Source organism: Amycolatopsis methanolica 239, from assembly GCF_000739085.1.
In the GTDB taxonomy this organism is placed as follows: Bacteria; Actinomycetota; Actinomycetes; order Mycobacteriales; family Pseudonocardiaceae; genus Amycolatopsis_E; species Amycolatopsis_E methanolica.
Genome location: NZ_CP009110.1, coordinates 3,014,338 through 3,027,377, shown reverse-complemented (window position 1 = coordinate 3,027,377; position 13,040 = coordinate 3,014,338). Strand labels below are relative to the sequence as shown.

12 protein-coding genes and 1 pseudogene are annotated in these 13,040 nt (G+C 74.6%); 8 read left to right on the top strand and 5 right to left on the bottom strand.

Translation table 11 applies throughout. The features are described from left to right. Positions 1-28 precede the first annotated feature (28 nt). Both AMETH_RS42570 and AMETH_RS14525 read right to left on the bottom strand, forming a co-directional pair. Positions 29-232, bottom strand: a pseudogene (locus AMETH_RS42570) (acyl-CoA dehydrogenase family protein); the annotation flags it as partial. Next, entirely contained in the window at positions 229-1,521 is a 1,293-nt protein-coding gene (locus AMETH_RS14525) for a phosphoribosyltransferase family protein (protein WP_017987990.1), read from the bottom strand. The gene AMETH_RS14525 and the pseudogene AMETH_RS42570, both read right to left, overlap by 4 nt. 195 nt (positions 1,522-1,716) lie before the next feature. Here AMETH_RS14525 and AMETH_RS40125 point away from each other — a divergent pair, with 195 nt between their 5' ends. Together AMETH_RS40125 and AMETH_RS14515 are read left to right on the top strand one after the other, a co-directional pair. Continuing rightward, complete coding sequence (locus AMETH_RS40125) at positions 1,717-2,274, top strand: HNH endonuclease signature motif containing protein (RefSeq protein WP_081617759.1); 558 nt, start codon at positions 1,717-1,719, stop codon at positions 2,272-2,274. Positions 2,275-2,335: 61 nt separating this feature from the next. Beyond that, a complete protein-coding gene (locus AMETH_RS14515) occupies positions 2,336-3,667 on the top strand; it encodes a carboxylesterase/lipase family protein (RefSeq protein WP_017987987.1) in 1,332 nt (443 codons plus the stop codon). Positions 3,668-3,972: 305 nt separating this feature from the next. On the opposite strand, the gene AMETH_RS14510 is transcribed toward AMETH_RS14515, so the two are convergent. After that, positions 3,973-4,881, bottom strand: a complete 909-nt coding sequence (locus AMETH_RS14510) for a proteasome assembly chaperone family protein (RefSeq protein WP_017987986.1) — start codon at positions 4,879-4,881, stop codon at positions 3,973-3,975. 213 nt (positions 4,882-5,094) lie between these two features. On the opposite strand from AMETH_RS14510, the gene AMETH_RS14505 reads away from it, so the two are divergent. Genes AMETH_RS14505 through AMETH_RS14495 form a run of 3 tightly spaced genes read left to right on the top strand, consistent with a single transcriptional unit; the run spans position 5,095 to position 8,738 of the window. Beyond that, positions 5,095-6,624 carry a prenyltransferase/squalene oxidase repeat-containing protein gene (locus AMETH_RS14505; RefSeq protein WP_017987985.1) on the top strand — a complete coding sequence of 510 codons (1,530 nt, stop codon included), beginning with the start codon at positions 5,095-5,097 and terminating at the stop codon, positions 6,622-6,624. Continuing rightward, positions 6,625-7,863, top strand: coding sequence for a cytochrome P450 (locus AMETH_RS14500; RefSeq protein WP_017987984.1), 1,239 nt, complete (start codon positions 6,625-6,627; stop codon positions 7,861-7,863). Continuing rightward, the gene (locus AMETH_RS14495) at positions 7,851-8,738 is read left to right on the top strand and encodes a UbiA family prenyltransferase (protein WP_017987983.1); all 888 of its coding nucleotides are present in this window, start codon (positions 7,851-7,853) and stop codon (positions 8,736-8,738) included. Before AMETH_RS14500 ends, AMETH_RS14495 begins: the two co-directional genes overlap by 13 nt. On the opposite strand, the gene mmuM is transcribed toward AMETH_RS14495, so the two are convergent. Together mmuM and AMETH_RS14485 are read right to left on the bottom strand one after the other, a co-directional pair. Next, positions 8,707-9,585 carry a homocysteine S-methyltransferase gene (gene mmuM, locus AMETH_RS14490; protein WP_017987982.1) on the bottom strand — a complete coding sequence of 293 codons (879 nt, stop codon included), beginning with the start codon at positions 9,583-9,585 and terminating at the stop codon, positions 8,707-8,709. The two genes, AMETH_RS14495 and mmuM, sit on opposite strands and share 32 nt — an antisense overlap. Beyond that, positions 9,582-10,205 carry a TetR/AcrR family transcriptional regulator gene (locus tag AMETH_RS14485; RefSeq protein ID WP_017987981.1) on the bottom strand — a complete coding sequence of 208 codons (624 nt, stop codon included), beginning with the start codon at positions 10,203-10,205 and terminating at the stop codon, positions 9,582-9,584. The genes mmuM and AMETH_RS14485 overlap by 4 nt, the downstream gene beginning before the upstream one ends. A gap of 305 nt (positions 10,206-10,510) precedes the next feature. Here AMETH_RS14485 and AMETH_RS14480 point away from each other — a divergent pair, with 305 nt between their 5' ends. From AMETH_RS14480 to AMETH_RS14470, 3 genes are read left to right on the top strand one after another with little or no spacing between them, the layout of a single operon-like run. Further along, the gene (locus AMETH_RS14480) at positions 10,511-11,602 is read left to right on the top strand and encodes a helix-turn-helix domain-containing protein (protein WP_017987980.1); all 1,092 of its coding nucleotides are present in this window, start codon (positions 10,511-10,513) and stop codon (positions 11,600-11,602) included. 7 nt (positions 11,603-11,609) lie between these two features. Continuing rightward, positions 11,610-12,263, top strand: a complete 654-nt coding sequence (locus AMETH_RS14475) for a YdcF family protein (protein WP_017987979.1) — start codon at positions 11,610-11,612, stop codon at positions 12,261-12,263. A 13-nt stretch (positions 12,264-12,276) separates the two neighbouring features. Beyond that, positions 12,277-12,993, top strand: coding sequence for a WbqC family protein (locus tag AMETH_RS14470; protein WP_081617758.1), 717 nt, complete (start codon positions 12,277-12,279; stop codon positions 12,991-12,993). Positions 12,994-13,040: the final 47 nt, after the last annotated feature.

Below are 13,040 nucleotides of genomic sequence, written 5' to 3'. Positions count from 1 at the left end.
GCGCCTCCACGACGGCCGTGGCCGCGTAGTGCGTCAGCAGGACCATCGCGGTCGAACCGCACACGCCGGCCAGCCGCTCGACCACACGCGCGGTCTCCGCGAGACCGGCTCCCCCGCCGCCGACCGCGGTCGCACTGGCCAGTCCCAGCAGCCCGATCTCGCCGAGCGCGGCCACCCCGGACCGCGGGAACCGCCCCGCGCGGTCCACCTGGTCGGCCTGCGGGGCCGTCAGCCGCCGTCGACCGTCACCGGCGTCAGGTGACTGCGGAACCAGTCCGTGGCCAGGGTGGCGGCCCCCTCCAGGGCGCCGGGCTCCTCGAACAGGTGCGTGGCGCCGGGCACGACCGCGAGGTGCGCCTCGCCGCGGAGCTGGGCGCGCGCCTTCCGGTTCAGCTCCAGCGCACCGGTGTCGAAGGCACCCGCGATGAGCATGGTCGGGGTCCGGACCCAGCCGAGGCGCTTCGCGGCGAGGTCGGGCCGCCCGCCGCGCGCGACGACCGCCGCCACCTCGACCCGGTAGTCGGTGGCCGCCAGCAGCGCCGCCGCGGCCCCGGTGCCCGTGCCGAAGTAGCCGACCGGCAGCCCGGTCCGCGCGCGCACCCACCGCGTCACCTCCACCAGCCGGCTGGCCAGCAGTTCGACGGCGAACACCCGCGCGCGGTCCGACTCCTCGCTCGGGGTCAGCAGGTCGACCAGCAGCGTCGCGATCCCCGCGCGGTGCAGGCGTTCCGCGGCCGTGCGCGCCCGCGGGCTGTACCGGCCGCTGCCGCTGCCGTGCGCGAACACGACGATCCCGGCCGCGCGCTCCAGCACCGTCAGCCGCCCGCCGAGCGGCACCGCCCCGACGAAGACCGTGACCTCCTCGTCGCCCGTCACCAGGTCCTGGTCCCCGCTTTCGCCTGCCAGCAGCCGCGCGACCTCGTCGTCCGGGGTCTGCGTGAAGTCCTCGTACCACTGCCCCACCGCGGTGAACGCCGCCGGGCACTCCAGGCACACCACGTCGTCGGCGTCCTCGCGCAGGGCTTCCACCGCCTGCCGGGCGCCGACCGGCACCGCGACCACGACCCACGCCGCGCCCGCCGCCCGCGCGGCGGCCACCGCGACCCGCGCGCTCGAGCCGGTGGCCACCCCGTCGTCGACGACGATCGCGGTCCGGCCCGCCAGCGGCGTCCGCGTCCGCCCGGACCGGAAGCGGGCGGCGCGGCGGTCCAGTTCGGACCGTTCCGCGGCCTCCACCGCGGCCAGTTCCGCCTCGCTGATCCCGAACCGCCCCACCAGCACGGGATTCACCAGGCGCAGCCCGCCCTCGCCGATCGCGCCCAGCGCGAGCTCCGGCTGGAACGGCAGGCCGAGCTTGCGGACCAGGAGCACGTCGAGCGGCGCGCCGAGCGCGCGCGCCACCTCCGCCGCGACCGGCACACCCCCGCGCGGGAGCCCCAGCACCACCACGTCGCTGCCTCGCCACCGGACCAGTCGCGCCCCGAGGCGGCGACCGGCGTCCCTCCGGTCGGTGAACGGCATCGGAGCACCTCCTCCGCGAAGTTCTCCGGCGACCGTAGCGGCGGCGCCGCCCCACGGCGAGAGTCCTAGGGCCTCACTGAGCCGAACGGCGGCGCGGGGAGCGGCCGGGCGCGTTCCGTGGTGAGGGGTGGATCCGCGCCGGGCGCCAGGTGCAGCGGACCAGGTTCCGGGCGCTTGGACGGAGAAGGGTTGCGGATGTGCTCCACGACGTCGTCCGAGCGCTCATCCGGCACGATCGCGCCACGGCGGACGCCCGGATGGGTGCCATCTCCGAACGGCTACGGCCACGCGTCCCCAGTCGAACGCCCTCGGTCGGCGTGCTGGCGGAGATCTTCGAGCGCGATCGCTACCAGTGCCGCTACTGCGGCGTCCCGACCGTCCTCACCCCGGTCATGCGTCTCCTGTCCACCGCGTACCCAGAGGACTTCCCCTGCCACCGGAACTGGAAGGCCGGCGAGGTCCACCCGGCCGTGGCCACGATCTCGGCCACCCGACCACATCGAACCGGTGACGCGGGGCGGCGATCCGCTCGCCCCGGACAACATCGTCACCGCCTGCTGGGTGTGCAACAGCGCGAAGGGGAACCTCACGCTGGACGTGCTGGCGTGGACGCTGCGTGACCCGGCGGACGACGGCTGGCACGGTCTGGCCGACCACTACGCCGACCTGTGGGCGGCCCTCGGCCGCCCGGTGCTGAGACCGGGCGAGCGGGCCTGGCTGGCGGCAGAGCGGCTCTACCCGCGCCCGTCCTGAGGCGCTCGCGGCGAAATCCGTTCCGCGATCATCCGCCGGGGGCCGCGGTTACAGTTGTGGCGTGGACACGGTGGTGGCCGCCGGTGGCGGCAAGCTTCGCGGGTTCGTCACGGCCGGCGGCCTTGCCGAGTTCCGCGGCATCCCGTTCGCGCGCGCGGCCCGGTTCGCCCCGCCGGAGCCCATCGAGCCGTGGACCGGCATCCGCGACGCCACCCGCCACGGCCCGGTCAGCCCGCAGCCGCCGGTGCGGCCGGACGGCGTCATGGGCGTCCCGGCGGACGTGCCGGCGCAGGACGAGGACTGCCTCAACCTGACGGTCCTCACGCCCGCCGCCGACGACCGCAAGCGGCCGGTGATGGTGTGGCTGCACGGCGGCGCCTACGTGACCGGGTCGAACTCGTTCGGGTTCTACGGTGGACACCGGCTCGTCGCCGAGGGCGACGTCGTGTTCGTGGCGCCCAACTACCGGCTCGGCGCGCTCGGCTACCTGCGGCTGCCCGGGGTCTCGCCGGGCAACCTCGGCCTGCTGGACCAGCTCGCCGCGCTGCGGTGGGTGCGGGAGAACGCGGTGGCCTTCGGCGGGAACCCGGACGACGTCACCGTGTTCGGGCAGTCCGCGGGCGCGCACTCGATCGCGTGCCTGATGGCGCTGCCGGAGTCCCGCGGCCTGTTCCGGCGGGCGATCCTGCAGAGCGCGCCGCTGGGCCTGCGGCTGGCCGGCGCTCGCACCGCGGCCCGCACCGCGCGGTTGTTCACCGCGGCGCTGGGCGCCGACCCGCGGACGGCCCCGGTGACGGAGGTCCTGCGCGCGCAGAACGAGACGATCGTGAAGGCCGCCGGCCCCGGCGGGCTGTACTCGGTGCCGCCGTTCTGCCCGGTCGCCGACGCGCCGCCGCTGCCGAGCGTCGCGCACTGGATGTCGCAGCGGGCGCGGTTCGCCCCCGACGTCGACGTGCTGATCGGCACCACCGCGGCGGAGATGAACTCGTTCCTCACCGGCAAGCCGGGAATCGCGCAGCTGGAACGGTTCCCGGTCACCGCGCGCGGGGTGGCCGCGCTGAAGGCCGGTGTGACTCGGTGGATGTTCGCGGCGCCGTCGCTGGCTTTCGCCGACCAGCTCGCCGCGCGCGGCGGGCGGGTGTACAGCTACGTGTTCGACTGGGGCGCGCCGGAGTCGCCGTACGGCGCCGGGCACTGCGTGGACCTGCCGTTCCTGCTGGGCGACGAGCCGGCGTGGCGGAACGCGCCCATGCTGGCCGGCGCCGAGTGGAGCGAGCTGACCGAGCTGGGCCGCGAACTGCGGGCGGCGTGGCTGTCGTTCGCCAAGACCGGCACGCCGTCCCCGGGATGGGCGCGGCACACGCCGAAGCAGGCGCCGCACCGCCTCCCCTGAGGACACGGCACGCGCGGCCGGGCGCGGAACTCGCGGCCACGAACGTGGAAGTCGCGCCGCCGAGCGTGGGACTCGCGGTCCGGAGCGTGGGACTCGCGCTTTCGCGCGTGCTGCGGCGGCGGGCAGTCCGGAGCCCGGCCGGATTCCGGAGCCGGGTGCGGCCGGATCCCGAATTCCGGAGTCGGAGCCAGGTGCCGGTGCCGGAGCCCGGCGCAGGGGCCTGCGGCCGGAGGCCGGGGCGCGAGGCCGGGGCCGGGCGGGGGCGGACGCCGGCTGCGGGATCCGGGGGCGGAGTCCGGGCCGGGTCAGTCCCGGCGGTCCTGTTCGGCCAGGAAGCGTTCGAACTCCGCGCCCAGCTCCTCCGCGGTCGGCATCGCGGTCTCGTCGGCCAGCAGCGTCTTCTTCTCGTCCATCGCCTCGACGAACAGGTCGTACTGCCGCTCCAGCGCGTGCACCACGTCGGCGACCTCGTCGGATTCGGCCACCTGCCGGGCGATCTCCGCGTCGGTGCGGCGGGAGGCCGCCCGCAGTGCCTCGTCCGGCAGGGACAGTCCCGCGAGCCGCGTGATCGAGCCGAGCACCGTCAGCGCCGCCGCCGGGTAGCGGGACTGCGCGAGGTAGTGCGGCACGTGGGCGGCGAACCCGACGGCGTCGTGCCCGGCCTCGCCGAGCCGGAACTCCGTCAGGTTCAGCGCGCTGCCCGGCACCTCCAGCCGGTTGAGCACCGGGTCGTAGTCGCCGATCAGCTCGCGCCGCGTCGCGTGCGCGGTCACCCCGAGCGGGCGCGTGTGCGGCGCGCCCATCGGGATCCCGTGGAACGACACGGTCATCCGCACGTCCCACCGCTCCACGAGCGTCCGCACCGCCGCCGCGTAGCGCTCCCACAGCCCATCCGGTTCCGGCCCGCTGAGCAGCAGGAACGGCGTGCCGACCTCGTCGTGGAACAGCCGCACCGCCAGCTCGGGTGTGTCGTAGCTCTCCCAGTGGTCGGTGTCGAACGTCATCACCGGCCGCCGCGCGCGGTAGTCGATCAGCCGGTCCACATCGAACCGGGCCACCACCCGGTTGTCCCAGTTCGCCTTGAGGTGCTCGCTCACCAGCGCGCCGGCCTGGCCGGCGTCCATGAAGCCGTCGAGCTGGTGCAACAGCACCGCCCCGCTCAACTCCGGGAGCTCCGAGTCCACCTCGTAGAGATCCGTCGGATCGAACACCACAGCCTCCAGCCTGTTCCGGGCACCTCTCTCCTCGACACTCAACGTAGCGAGGGCCGCGATCCATCCCGTCGAAGGGCTTACTTCCACCGGGCTACTGCGCCACTCGGGCGAACCGGGTTAAGAACACTGTTCAGGAGTGCTAGGTTGGATCTCTCCGTCACGTCCTGCACACCGAGCGTGATCAACCTCTCCGCTGGACCACGAGGACCGCCCATGACCACCGACCTGGCCGAGCACGCGCACCACCTGCTGCGCGCCATGGTCACCGACCCCTACGGGGACTTCTCCCCGTCGGTCTACGAAACCGCCCGCGTCGTCGCGCTCCTGCCCGATCTGGCCGGGCACGCCAACCGGATCGCGTTCCTGCTGGACCAGCAGGCGCCGGACGGCGGCTGGGGCGGGCCGGACGGCTACGGCCTGCTCCCGACGCTGAGCGCCACCGAGGCGCTGCTGACGGAGTTCCGCCGCACCGGCGCGCCGTCGATCGCGGCCGCGGCGGAACACGGGCTGCAGGCGCTGACCACACGGTGGGGCCGGGATCTGCGGGTCGGGCTGCCGGACACGGTCGCGGTGGAGATCCTGGTGCCGTCGCTGGTGTCGGCGCTCAACGCGCACCTGGACGCGCTCGAGGCCGAGGACATGGTGCTGGCCCGCGCCCGCCTGCCGCACCCCGAAGGCACCCATCCGGCGCTGCTGCACGGGATGCGCCGCCTGGTCGAAGACGGCCGGGCGCTGCCGGACAAGGTCCTGCACTCGCTGGAGGCGCTGGGCCCGGCCGCGCGCGGGGTCGGCTTCGCCCGTCCCGGCGACGACGGGCTCGGCTGCTCCCCCGCCGCCACCGCCGCCTGGTTCGGCGCGGACGGCGCCCGCGGCCACCCCGGCGTGCGGTATTTGGAGAACGTCCAGGCGCGCCACGGCGGAGCGGTGCCGGTGGCCGCGCCGCTCACGGTGTTCGAACGGTCCTGGGTGGTGTCCACGTTCGCCGACGCCGGCCTCGCCGTCGACGTCCCGGGCGAGGTGCTGGACGGGCTGGCCGCGGAGCTCGGCCCGCACGGCGCGTCCGGCGGCGCCGGGCTGCCGCCGGACGCCGACGACACCTCCACCGCGCTCTACGCGCTGGCCGCGCAGGGCCGCCCGCACCCGCTGGACTGCCTGCGGGAGTACCAAGTGGACGGTCACTTCTGCACGTACCCGGACGAGCGTACACCGTCGGTCACCACCAACGCCCACGTGCTGCAGGCGCTTCGCGCGCACGGACAGTCCGAAGTGGCCGGACGGGTGGCCGCGTGGATCGCGGCCCAGCAGCACCCGGACGGCAGCTGGACCGACAAGTGGCACGCCTCCCCGTACTACGCGACGGCGCGGTGCTTCCTGGCGCTGGCCGGCAGCGGGCACGGCGCCGCCGCCCGCGCGCGGGCGCTGCGGTGGATCGCGCGGACGCAGAACCCGGACGGTTCGTGGGGCCGGTGGCAGGGCACGTTCGAGGAAACCGCCTACGCCGTGCAGGTCCTGGCGCGCGCCGGGGGACCTGGGGCGGACGAGGCCGCCGCCCGCGGCTGCGCGTTCCTGCTGTCCTGGGCGGACGCCGGGCACCCCCCGCTGTGGCACGACAAGGACCTCTACACACCGGGCCGGATCGTGCGCGCAGAGGGGATCGCCGCGTTGCACCTGGCCGGCGCCCGGCCACGGGTCGCGGCACTGCTGACGCGGCTGGAGCCGGCGCCCGCGGAGCGGACGGGCTGAATGAACCGGGTCGAACTGGCGCTCGCCGTCGCCCCGCTGCCCTTCCTCGACGCGCACGCGGACGACCCGGGCGCGATGCTGGACGTGCGGGGCGGGCCGGCGCCGAAGGTCCTGGTGTGGCACCACGAAACGCTCGCTTCGCTGTTCCGGCGGGATTCGTGGCTGCGGCACCCGGCCAGCCGCTCGCTCGGCCCGCTGCTCGGGCCGAAGTCGATGCTGTGGGCCGACGGCGCGCGCCACGCGTCGTACCGGAAGCTGCTCGGCCCACCGCTGCGCGGACGGCGGCTGGCGGCCTACCACGGCCTCATCGCGCGGGCGGCCGCGTCGGCGATCGACGCGCTGGGCCCGGGCGCGGTGTTCGGGCTGGCGGCGTGGACGCGGCGGCTGGCACTGGACATCGTCGCGCGGATCGTCCTCGGCGACGCGGATCCGGTGCTGCTGAGGGACGTCACGGCGTGGCTGGACCGCGCGCTGGGGTCGCGCCACCGCACGCTCGCCTACCGGTTCCTGCGCGGCGGGCTGCCCGCGTCGGGCGCGGAGCTGGACGCGCGGCTGGTCGCCGCCGCGAAGTCGGGCCGGGAACCGCGGAGCCTGGTTTCGCCCCTGCTGACCGGGAACGGCCCGCTCGGCCCGGTGCCGGACGACGAGCTGCGCGACCAGGTGGTGTCGCTGCTGTTCGCCGGACACGAGACCACCGCGGCGGCCACCGCGTGGACGTTGTACTGGCTGACCAGGCGCGCCGACCTGCGCGACGCCGTGCTGTCCGAACTGGACGCCACCACCGACGACGGCTCCGATCCGGCGGAGGTCCCGGTGCTGCAGGCGGTGATCGCCGAGGCGCTGCGGCTGCACCCGCCGGTCGAGTTCGCGGGCAACCGGGCGCTGCCGGAGGCGGTGGACGTGCACGGCCGCACGCTGCCCGCCGGGACGGTGCTCACCCCCGCGATCTACCTGGCGCACCACCGGTCCGAGTACTTCCCGTCCCCGCTGACCTTCGACCCCGGCCGGTTCCTGGGCCGCCGTGGCGTGCCCGAGGGGTACCTGCCCTTCGGCGGCGGCTCCCGGTTCTGCCTGGGCAGCCAGCTCGGGCAGCTGGAGATCCGCATGATCACCACGGCCCTGCTGCGCCGCCGTGCCCTGCGGTGCGTCAACCCGCGGGCCGGGGTGCCGAAGCTGCGCGGGCACGCGATGGCGCCGTCGGTCCGGCTGCGCCTGGAAGTCGTGGCGTGCCGGGATTGACCGGGTGGCGCGACGTCGTCGTCGTGCACCGCCTGCGCTTCCCGCTGCCGTTGAGCTACCTGGCCTACGCGTGGTGGGGCGCGGCGTTCGCGGATCCGCGGCACCTGCTCAGCGGGCCGGTGCTGGTGACCGTGGCGGCCACGTTGCTGGTGCTGCTGGCCGCGCTGGCGCTGAACACCGCGGCCGATCTGCGCACCGACGAGCAGGACCCGGACAAGGCGGACCTGGCGGGCGCGGCGCGACGCCTGGGCAGCAGGCGGATCTTCGGCTGGGCGGTCGCCGAGGCGGCCGGGGCGCTCGCGCTGGCCGCGGTGGTGGCGGTGCGGCTGGGCCGCTGGGCGGCGCTGCTGGTGATCGCGTCGGCGTTGTGCGCGCACCTGCTGTACAACCTGGAGCCGGTGCGGCTGAAGCGGCGCGGGTTCGCCGGCCCGGCCGTGTTCGGCGCCAGTTTCCTCGCCGTGCCGGGACTGGCGTCCTACTTCGCGGTGCGCCCGGCGCTGGAGCGGTCGATGGTGCCGGTGCTGGCGGGGCTGTGCGTGCTCGCGTTCGGCCGCACGGCCTGGTTCTCCGCGCCGGACCACGCCGCGGACGCCCGGTCGGGCGTCCGCACCCCGGGTGCGCGGTACGGTCCACGACGGACGCTGGCCGTCTCGTGCGGCGTCGTCGCGGCCGGGCTCACGCTGCTGGGCGCCGGGTTGTGGTGGCGGTACGGACCGGGCTGGGCCGTCGCCGGGGTGCTCGCGGAAGGCGCTTTCCTCACCGGGATGATCGCCCTGATCGGCCCTGGCGGATCGTTGTCGCGCATGCGGAAACTCGCCACCCCGGTCGTGCTGGCAGGCGACCTCACCCTCGTGGCGATCCCGCTCCTGGCCTGACCGCCGCGGCGAGCGCGGCGATGTCGTCCGGGCTCACCCGGCAGCACCCGCCCACGTACGCGACGCCGGCGGCGAGCCAGTCCCGGACCAGGTCCGGCGAGAACCGCGACTCGCCGGTCCAGCCGCGCGCCCGCGTGTCCCAGGTCTCGCCGCTGTTGGGGTAGGCGATCACCGGCTTCCCGCTCGCCTCGCGGGCGATCTCCGCCGCGGCCGCCACGTCGCGGGGGTCGCAACAGTTCACGCCCACCGCCACGATCTGGTCGTTGCCCCGCGCGACGGCGAAGGCTTCGGTCAGGGGCTGCCCGGCGCGCGTGCTCTCGCCTTCCACCGTGTAGGACAGCCACGCCGGCACGTCCAGTCCTTCGATGGCGAGCAGCATCGCTTCAGCTTCGTCCACATCGGGCACCGTCTCACAGGCGAGCAGGTCCGGCCCGGCCGCGGCGAGGATCTCCGCGCGGGGCCGGTGAAAAGTGGCCAGTTCCGCGACGGTGAGCCCGTAGTGGCCGCGGTACTCCGACCCGTCGGCGAGGGTGGCGCCGTACGGCCCGATCGAGGCGGCGACCAGTTCGTCACCGGTCACGCGCGCCTCGCGGGCGAGCTCGACGCTCAGCTCCAGCAACCGCACGGCCTCGTCCCGGTCGAGGCCCAGTTCGGCGAACCCGCCCAGGCTCGCCTGGTAGCTCGCGGTGGTAGCGACCGTCGCCCCGGCGCGGAAGAACGCCCGGTGCGCGGCGACGATCGCGGCCGGGTCGTCGGCGAGCAGCCGCGCCGACCACAGCTCGCCGGACAGGTCGTGCCCGCGCGCCTCCAGTTCGGTGGCCAGGCCACCGTCGAGCACGACGGTCACGGGCCGGCGCGCAGGAAGGTCAGCTCGCGCCACCACACGTCGGCGAGCACGTCCAGCGCCAGCTCGCGGTCGTGCCCGACGCCGCGGATCAGCCAGTGGTAGCAGGCCTGTTCCAGTTGCAGCACCAGCAACAGCGCGCGGGTCAGCCCGGCCTGCTCGTGCTCGCCGGTCCACTGTGCCAGGTACGGCGACAGCTCGCGGGCGGCGTCCACACCCCACTGGTAGTGCCGCGCCGCGACGCGCGGGTCGTCGGCGACCGCCTGCGTCAGGACGTCGATCTCCACCGCGTAGCGCGCCCAGAACGCCAGCACGTGCTCGTCCAGCCAGGCGCGCACGCGGTCGCGCGTCAGCTCCGGGAACCGGGCGAGCATGCGATAGAGCGCGGCGGTGTCCGGCAGGATCCGCTCGAACAACGCCGCCGCGATGTCTGCCTTGTCGCGGAAGTGCGCGTAGAAGGTGGCCCGGCTGCCGTTGGCGGACGCCACGATGTCGGCGACCGTGGCGGCGTGGTAGCCGAGACGGGCGAAGACCTCGCGGGCGCACTCGAGGTAACGGTCGTGCGCTTCCCGCCACTGCTGCTCGCGGAACGTGTTCCGGGCAGGCGTGGAGATGCCGGTCATCACCCCATCGTAGTGCGCCCGCCGGGGGACGCCACCTCCGCGCGTGCGGTTTCCCCTGCCGCAGCGCGGGATCCGCCTCGGGAGGCCGGGGCGGGCGCGCGTCCCGCGGGCACGTGGAGCGCGCCTGCCCCGGCGGGCGGGGCGGGTTGGAGCGGCACCCGGCGCCGCGGATCGGCCCGGGACAAAGGAGTCATCCCGGCGACGAGTGCCTCGCTCTAGACTGAACGAGCGAACTCGTGACGGAAACGAACCACCGTTGCACTTTCGGTGTACTTGCCGGGCCACGATGTGGTTACCCTGATCGTGTGGCCACCGGGACGAACTCTCCGGGAGCCGCGACCGCCCACCAGTGGACGGGGCGGGAGGCGCGGCTGCTGCGGCACGCCCTCCGGATGTCCGTGCGGGGGTTCGCGGCCTACCTCGGCGTCGCCGCGCGCACCGTCGCCAAGTGGGAGAGCGGCGGGACCTCCACGGTGCCGCGGCCGGACACCCAGGCGATCCTCGACACGGCGCTGGCCAGGGCCGACGACGGCGCCCGCACCCGGTTCGACGTGCTGGTGACCGAAGCGCGTGAAGCCGGCCGCCCGCAGGCACCGGTCCCCCGCTACGACTACGAGGCCTGGACCGACGACCTGGACCGCACCGTGGCGTGCCTGGGGCGCCAGGAGTTCCGGCTCGCGGGCACGCTGCTGGACCGGTGGCTGGGCCGCTTCGAGCCGAACAGCTCGGACCGGCAGGGCATGTACCTCTACGGCCGGTCGCTGCGGCTGCTCGGCGAGGTGCGGCAGGACCAGGGCGCGCTGCGCGGGCCGCTGTCGGCCGAGCACGTCTACCGGCAGGCGCTGCGGGTGTTCACCGAGCTGGAGTCGCCGCGCCGGGTGGCCCAGCTGGAACTGCAGCTGGTCGTGATCGACGAGATGTCCGGCCGGCTCGACGCGGCCGCGGCCCGGTACCGGAGCCTGGCCGACGACGAGCGGCTCAGCCCGCGCGACCGCACGCGCGCGCGGCTGTGGGTGGGCACGGCACTGAGCAAGCGCGGCCTGCACGAGACGGCGACCGGCCACATCGTGCCCGCGATCCGCGAGTTCGAAGCGCTGGAGGAGCCCGCGGACTGGTCGATCGCGCACCAGAAACTGGCGCTGGCCCACCGCGGCGCAGGCGATCTCACCGCCGCCGGCCGGGCCATCGATGTGGCACTGTCCAACCGCGTCGACGACACGCCGCTGCAGCAGGTGCGGCTGGACACCGCGCACGCGCACATCCTGCTCTCCGACACGGCCACCGCGGATTCCGGGCTCGCCATTCTGGAGCGGACGGCGCGCATTTCCACCCGCTACGGGCTCATGCACCAATTGCGCAGCATCGACGGCATTCGCCGCGGTTTCGAGTCCCGGTAAGAAGCCGATGCGGAAAGTGCTGCTCGACCGGGTGTGGGCGGACGCCGAACTGGTCTGGGAGTTCCACCGGCTGCACCACCGCCCGAAGCCCTGTTCGGCCGCCGTCGCACTGGGCTGCAACGACCTCGGCGTCGCCGCGCACGCGGCCGAACTGTACCACCGCGGCCTGTTCCCGGTCGTGGTGTTCACCGGGGGCAACAGCCGCGAGACCGCGCGGACCTTCCCGCGCGGCGAAGCCGTGCACTACCGGGAGCGGGCACTGGAACTCGGGGTGCCCGACGACGCGATCCTCGTGGAGCCGAACGCCACCAACACCGGGGAGAACATCGCGCTGTCGCGGGAGGTCCTCGCCGCCGCCGGGGTCGAGGTGTCGTCGTTGATGCTGGTCTCGATGCCATACATGGAGCGGCGGGCGTTCGCGACGACGCGGAAGGTGTGGCCGGAGGTGGAACCGGTGTGCGCCTCGGCCCCGGTGTCGCTCACCGAGTACGCGCTGCGGACCAAGCACGGCACCGAACTCATCGACATGATCGTGGGCGATTTCCAGCGCCTGATCGAGTATCCCCGAAAGGGTTTCGCGATTCCGCAGAAAATTCCTCCGATCGTGTATTCGGCGTATCGGCGACTGGTGGCCGCCGGATTCCGCAGCCGCATGCTGTGATTCCATACGGGCCGTGCCCGAGACGCTTTCCTGCGCCGTCCATCAACCGAATCTCTTCCCCCGACTGTCCACACTGGCCAAACTGGCGCGCGCCGACGTGTGGGTCGTGCTCGACGACGTCCAGTTCAACGCCCGCGACTACCAGCACCGCGCGCGCCTCGCCGCGGCCGCCGACCCGGAAGCCCAGCGCTGGCTGACCGTGCCGGTGCACCGGCCGCGCGGCCGGGACAGCCGCATCGGCGAGCTGCGCCTCGCCGACCCGGCCGCGACGCACCGCACGATGTCCCGCCTGGTGCGGCAGTACTACGGCCGCTGCGCGCACTGGGCGGAGACCGGCGAGATCGTCGAGGAAGTGCTCGCCGCGCTGGCGCTGAACGAGCACCTGGCGGTCGTGGCCGAGGTGTCGGTGCGCGCCATGCTGCACCGCCTCGGCTGGCGGGGCGACGTGCTGCGCAGCAGCGAGCTGCCCGCGCGCGACGGGCGGTCCGAACGGCTGGCCGACCTGACCGCCGCGGTCGGCGCGAGCACCTACCTGTGCGGGCCGGGCGGCGCGAAGTACCTGTCGGAGCGCCCGTTCCTGGACCGCGGGCTGCAGGTGCGCTACCCGCCGCCGCCCCCGCTGAGCCGCGAACCTGGGATGCGCACCGCGAGCGCGCTGTGGGCGTTCGCCGCGCGCGGCGCCGCCGGTGTCCGGGACGCGCTCGCGGCGGACTGCGTGCCCGCGCGCTGACCCAAGAACCCTTCTACACGAGGTAAAGACCATTCCGGTAACCGGGC

Excerpts from the sequence above, each read along its gene's own strand:
- AMETH_RS14525 (WP_017987990.1), bottom strand. The coding sequence starts at position 1,521 with ATGCCGTTCACCGACCGGAGGGACGCCGGTCGCCGCCTCGGGGCGCGA.
- AMETH_RS40125 (WP_081617759.1), top strand. The coding sequence starts at position 1,717 with ATGTGCTCCACGACGTCGTCCGAGCGCTCATCCGGCACGATCGCGCCA.
- AMETH_RS14505 (WP_017987985.1), top strand. The coding sequence starts at position 5,095 with ATGACCACCGACCTGGCCGAGCACGCGCACCACCTGCTGCGCGCCATG.
- AMETH_RS14500 (WP_017987984.1), top strand. The coding sequence starts at position 6,625 with ATGAACCGGGTCGAACTGGCGCTCGCCGTCGCCCCGCTGCCCTTCCTC.
- AMETH_RS14485 (WP_017987981.1), bottom strand. The coding sequence starts at position 10,205 with ATGACCGGCATCTCCACGCCTGCCCGGAACACGTTCCGCGAGCAGCAG.
- AMETH_RS14475 (WP_017987979.1), top strand. The coding sequence starts at position 11,610 with ATGCGGAAAGTGCTGCTCGACCGGGTGTGGGCGGACGCCGAACTGGTC.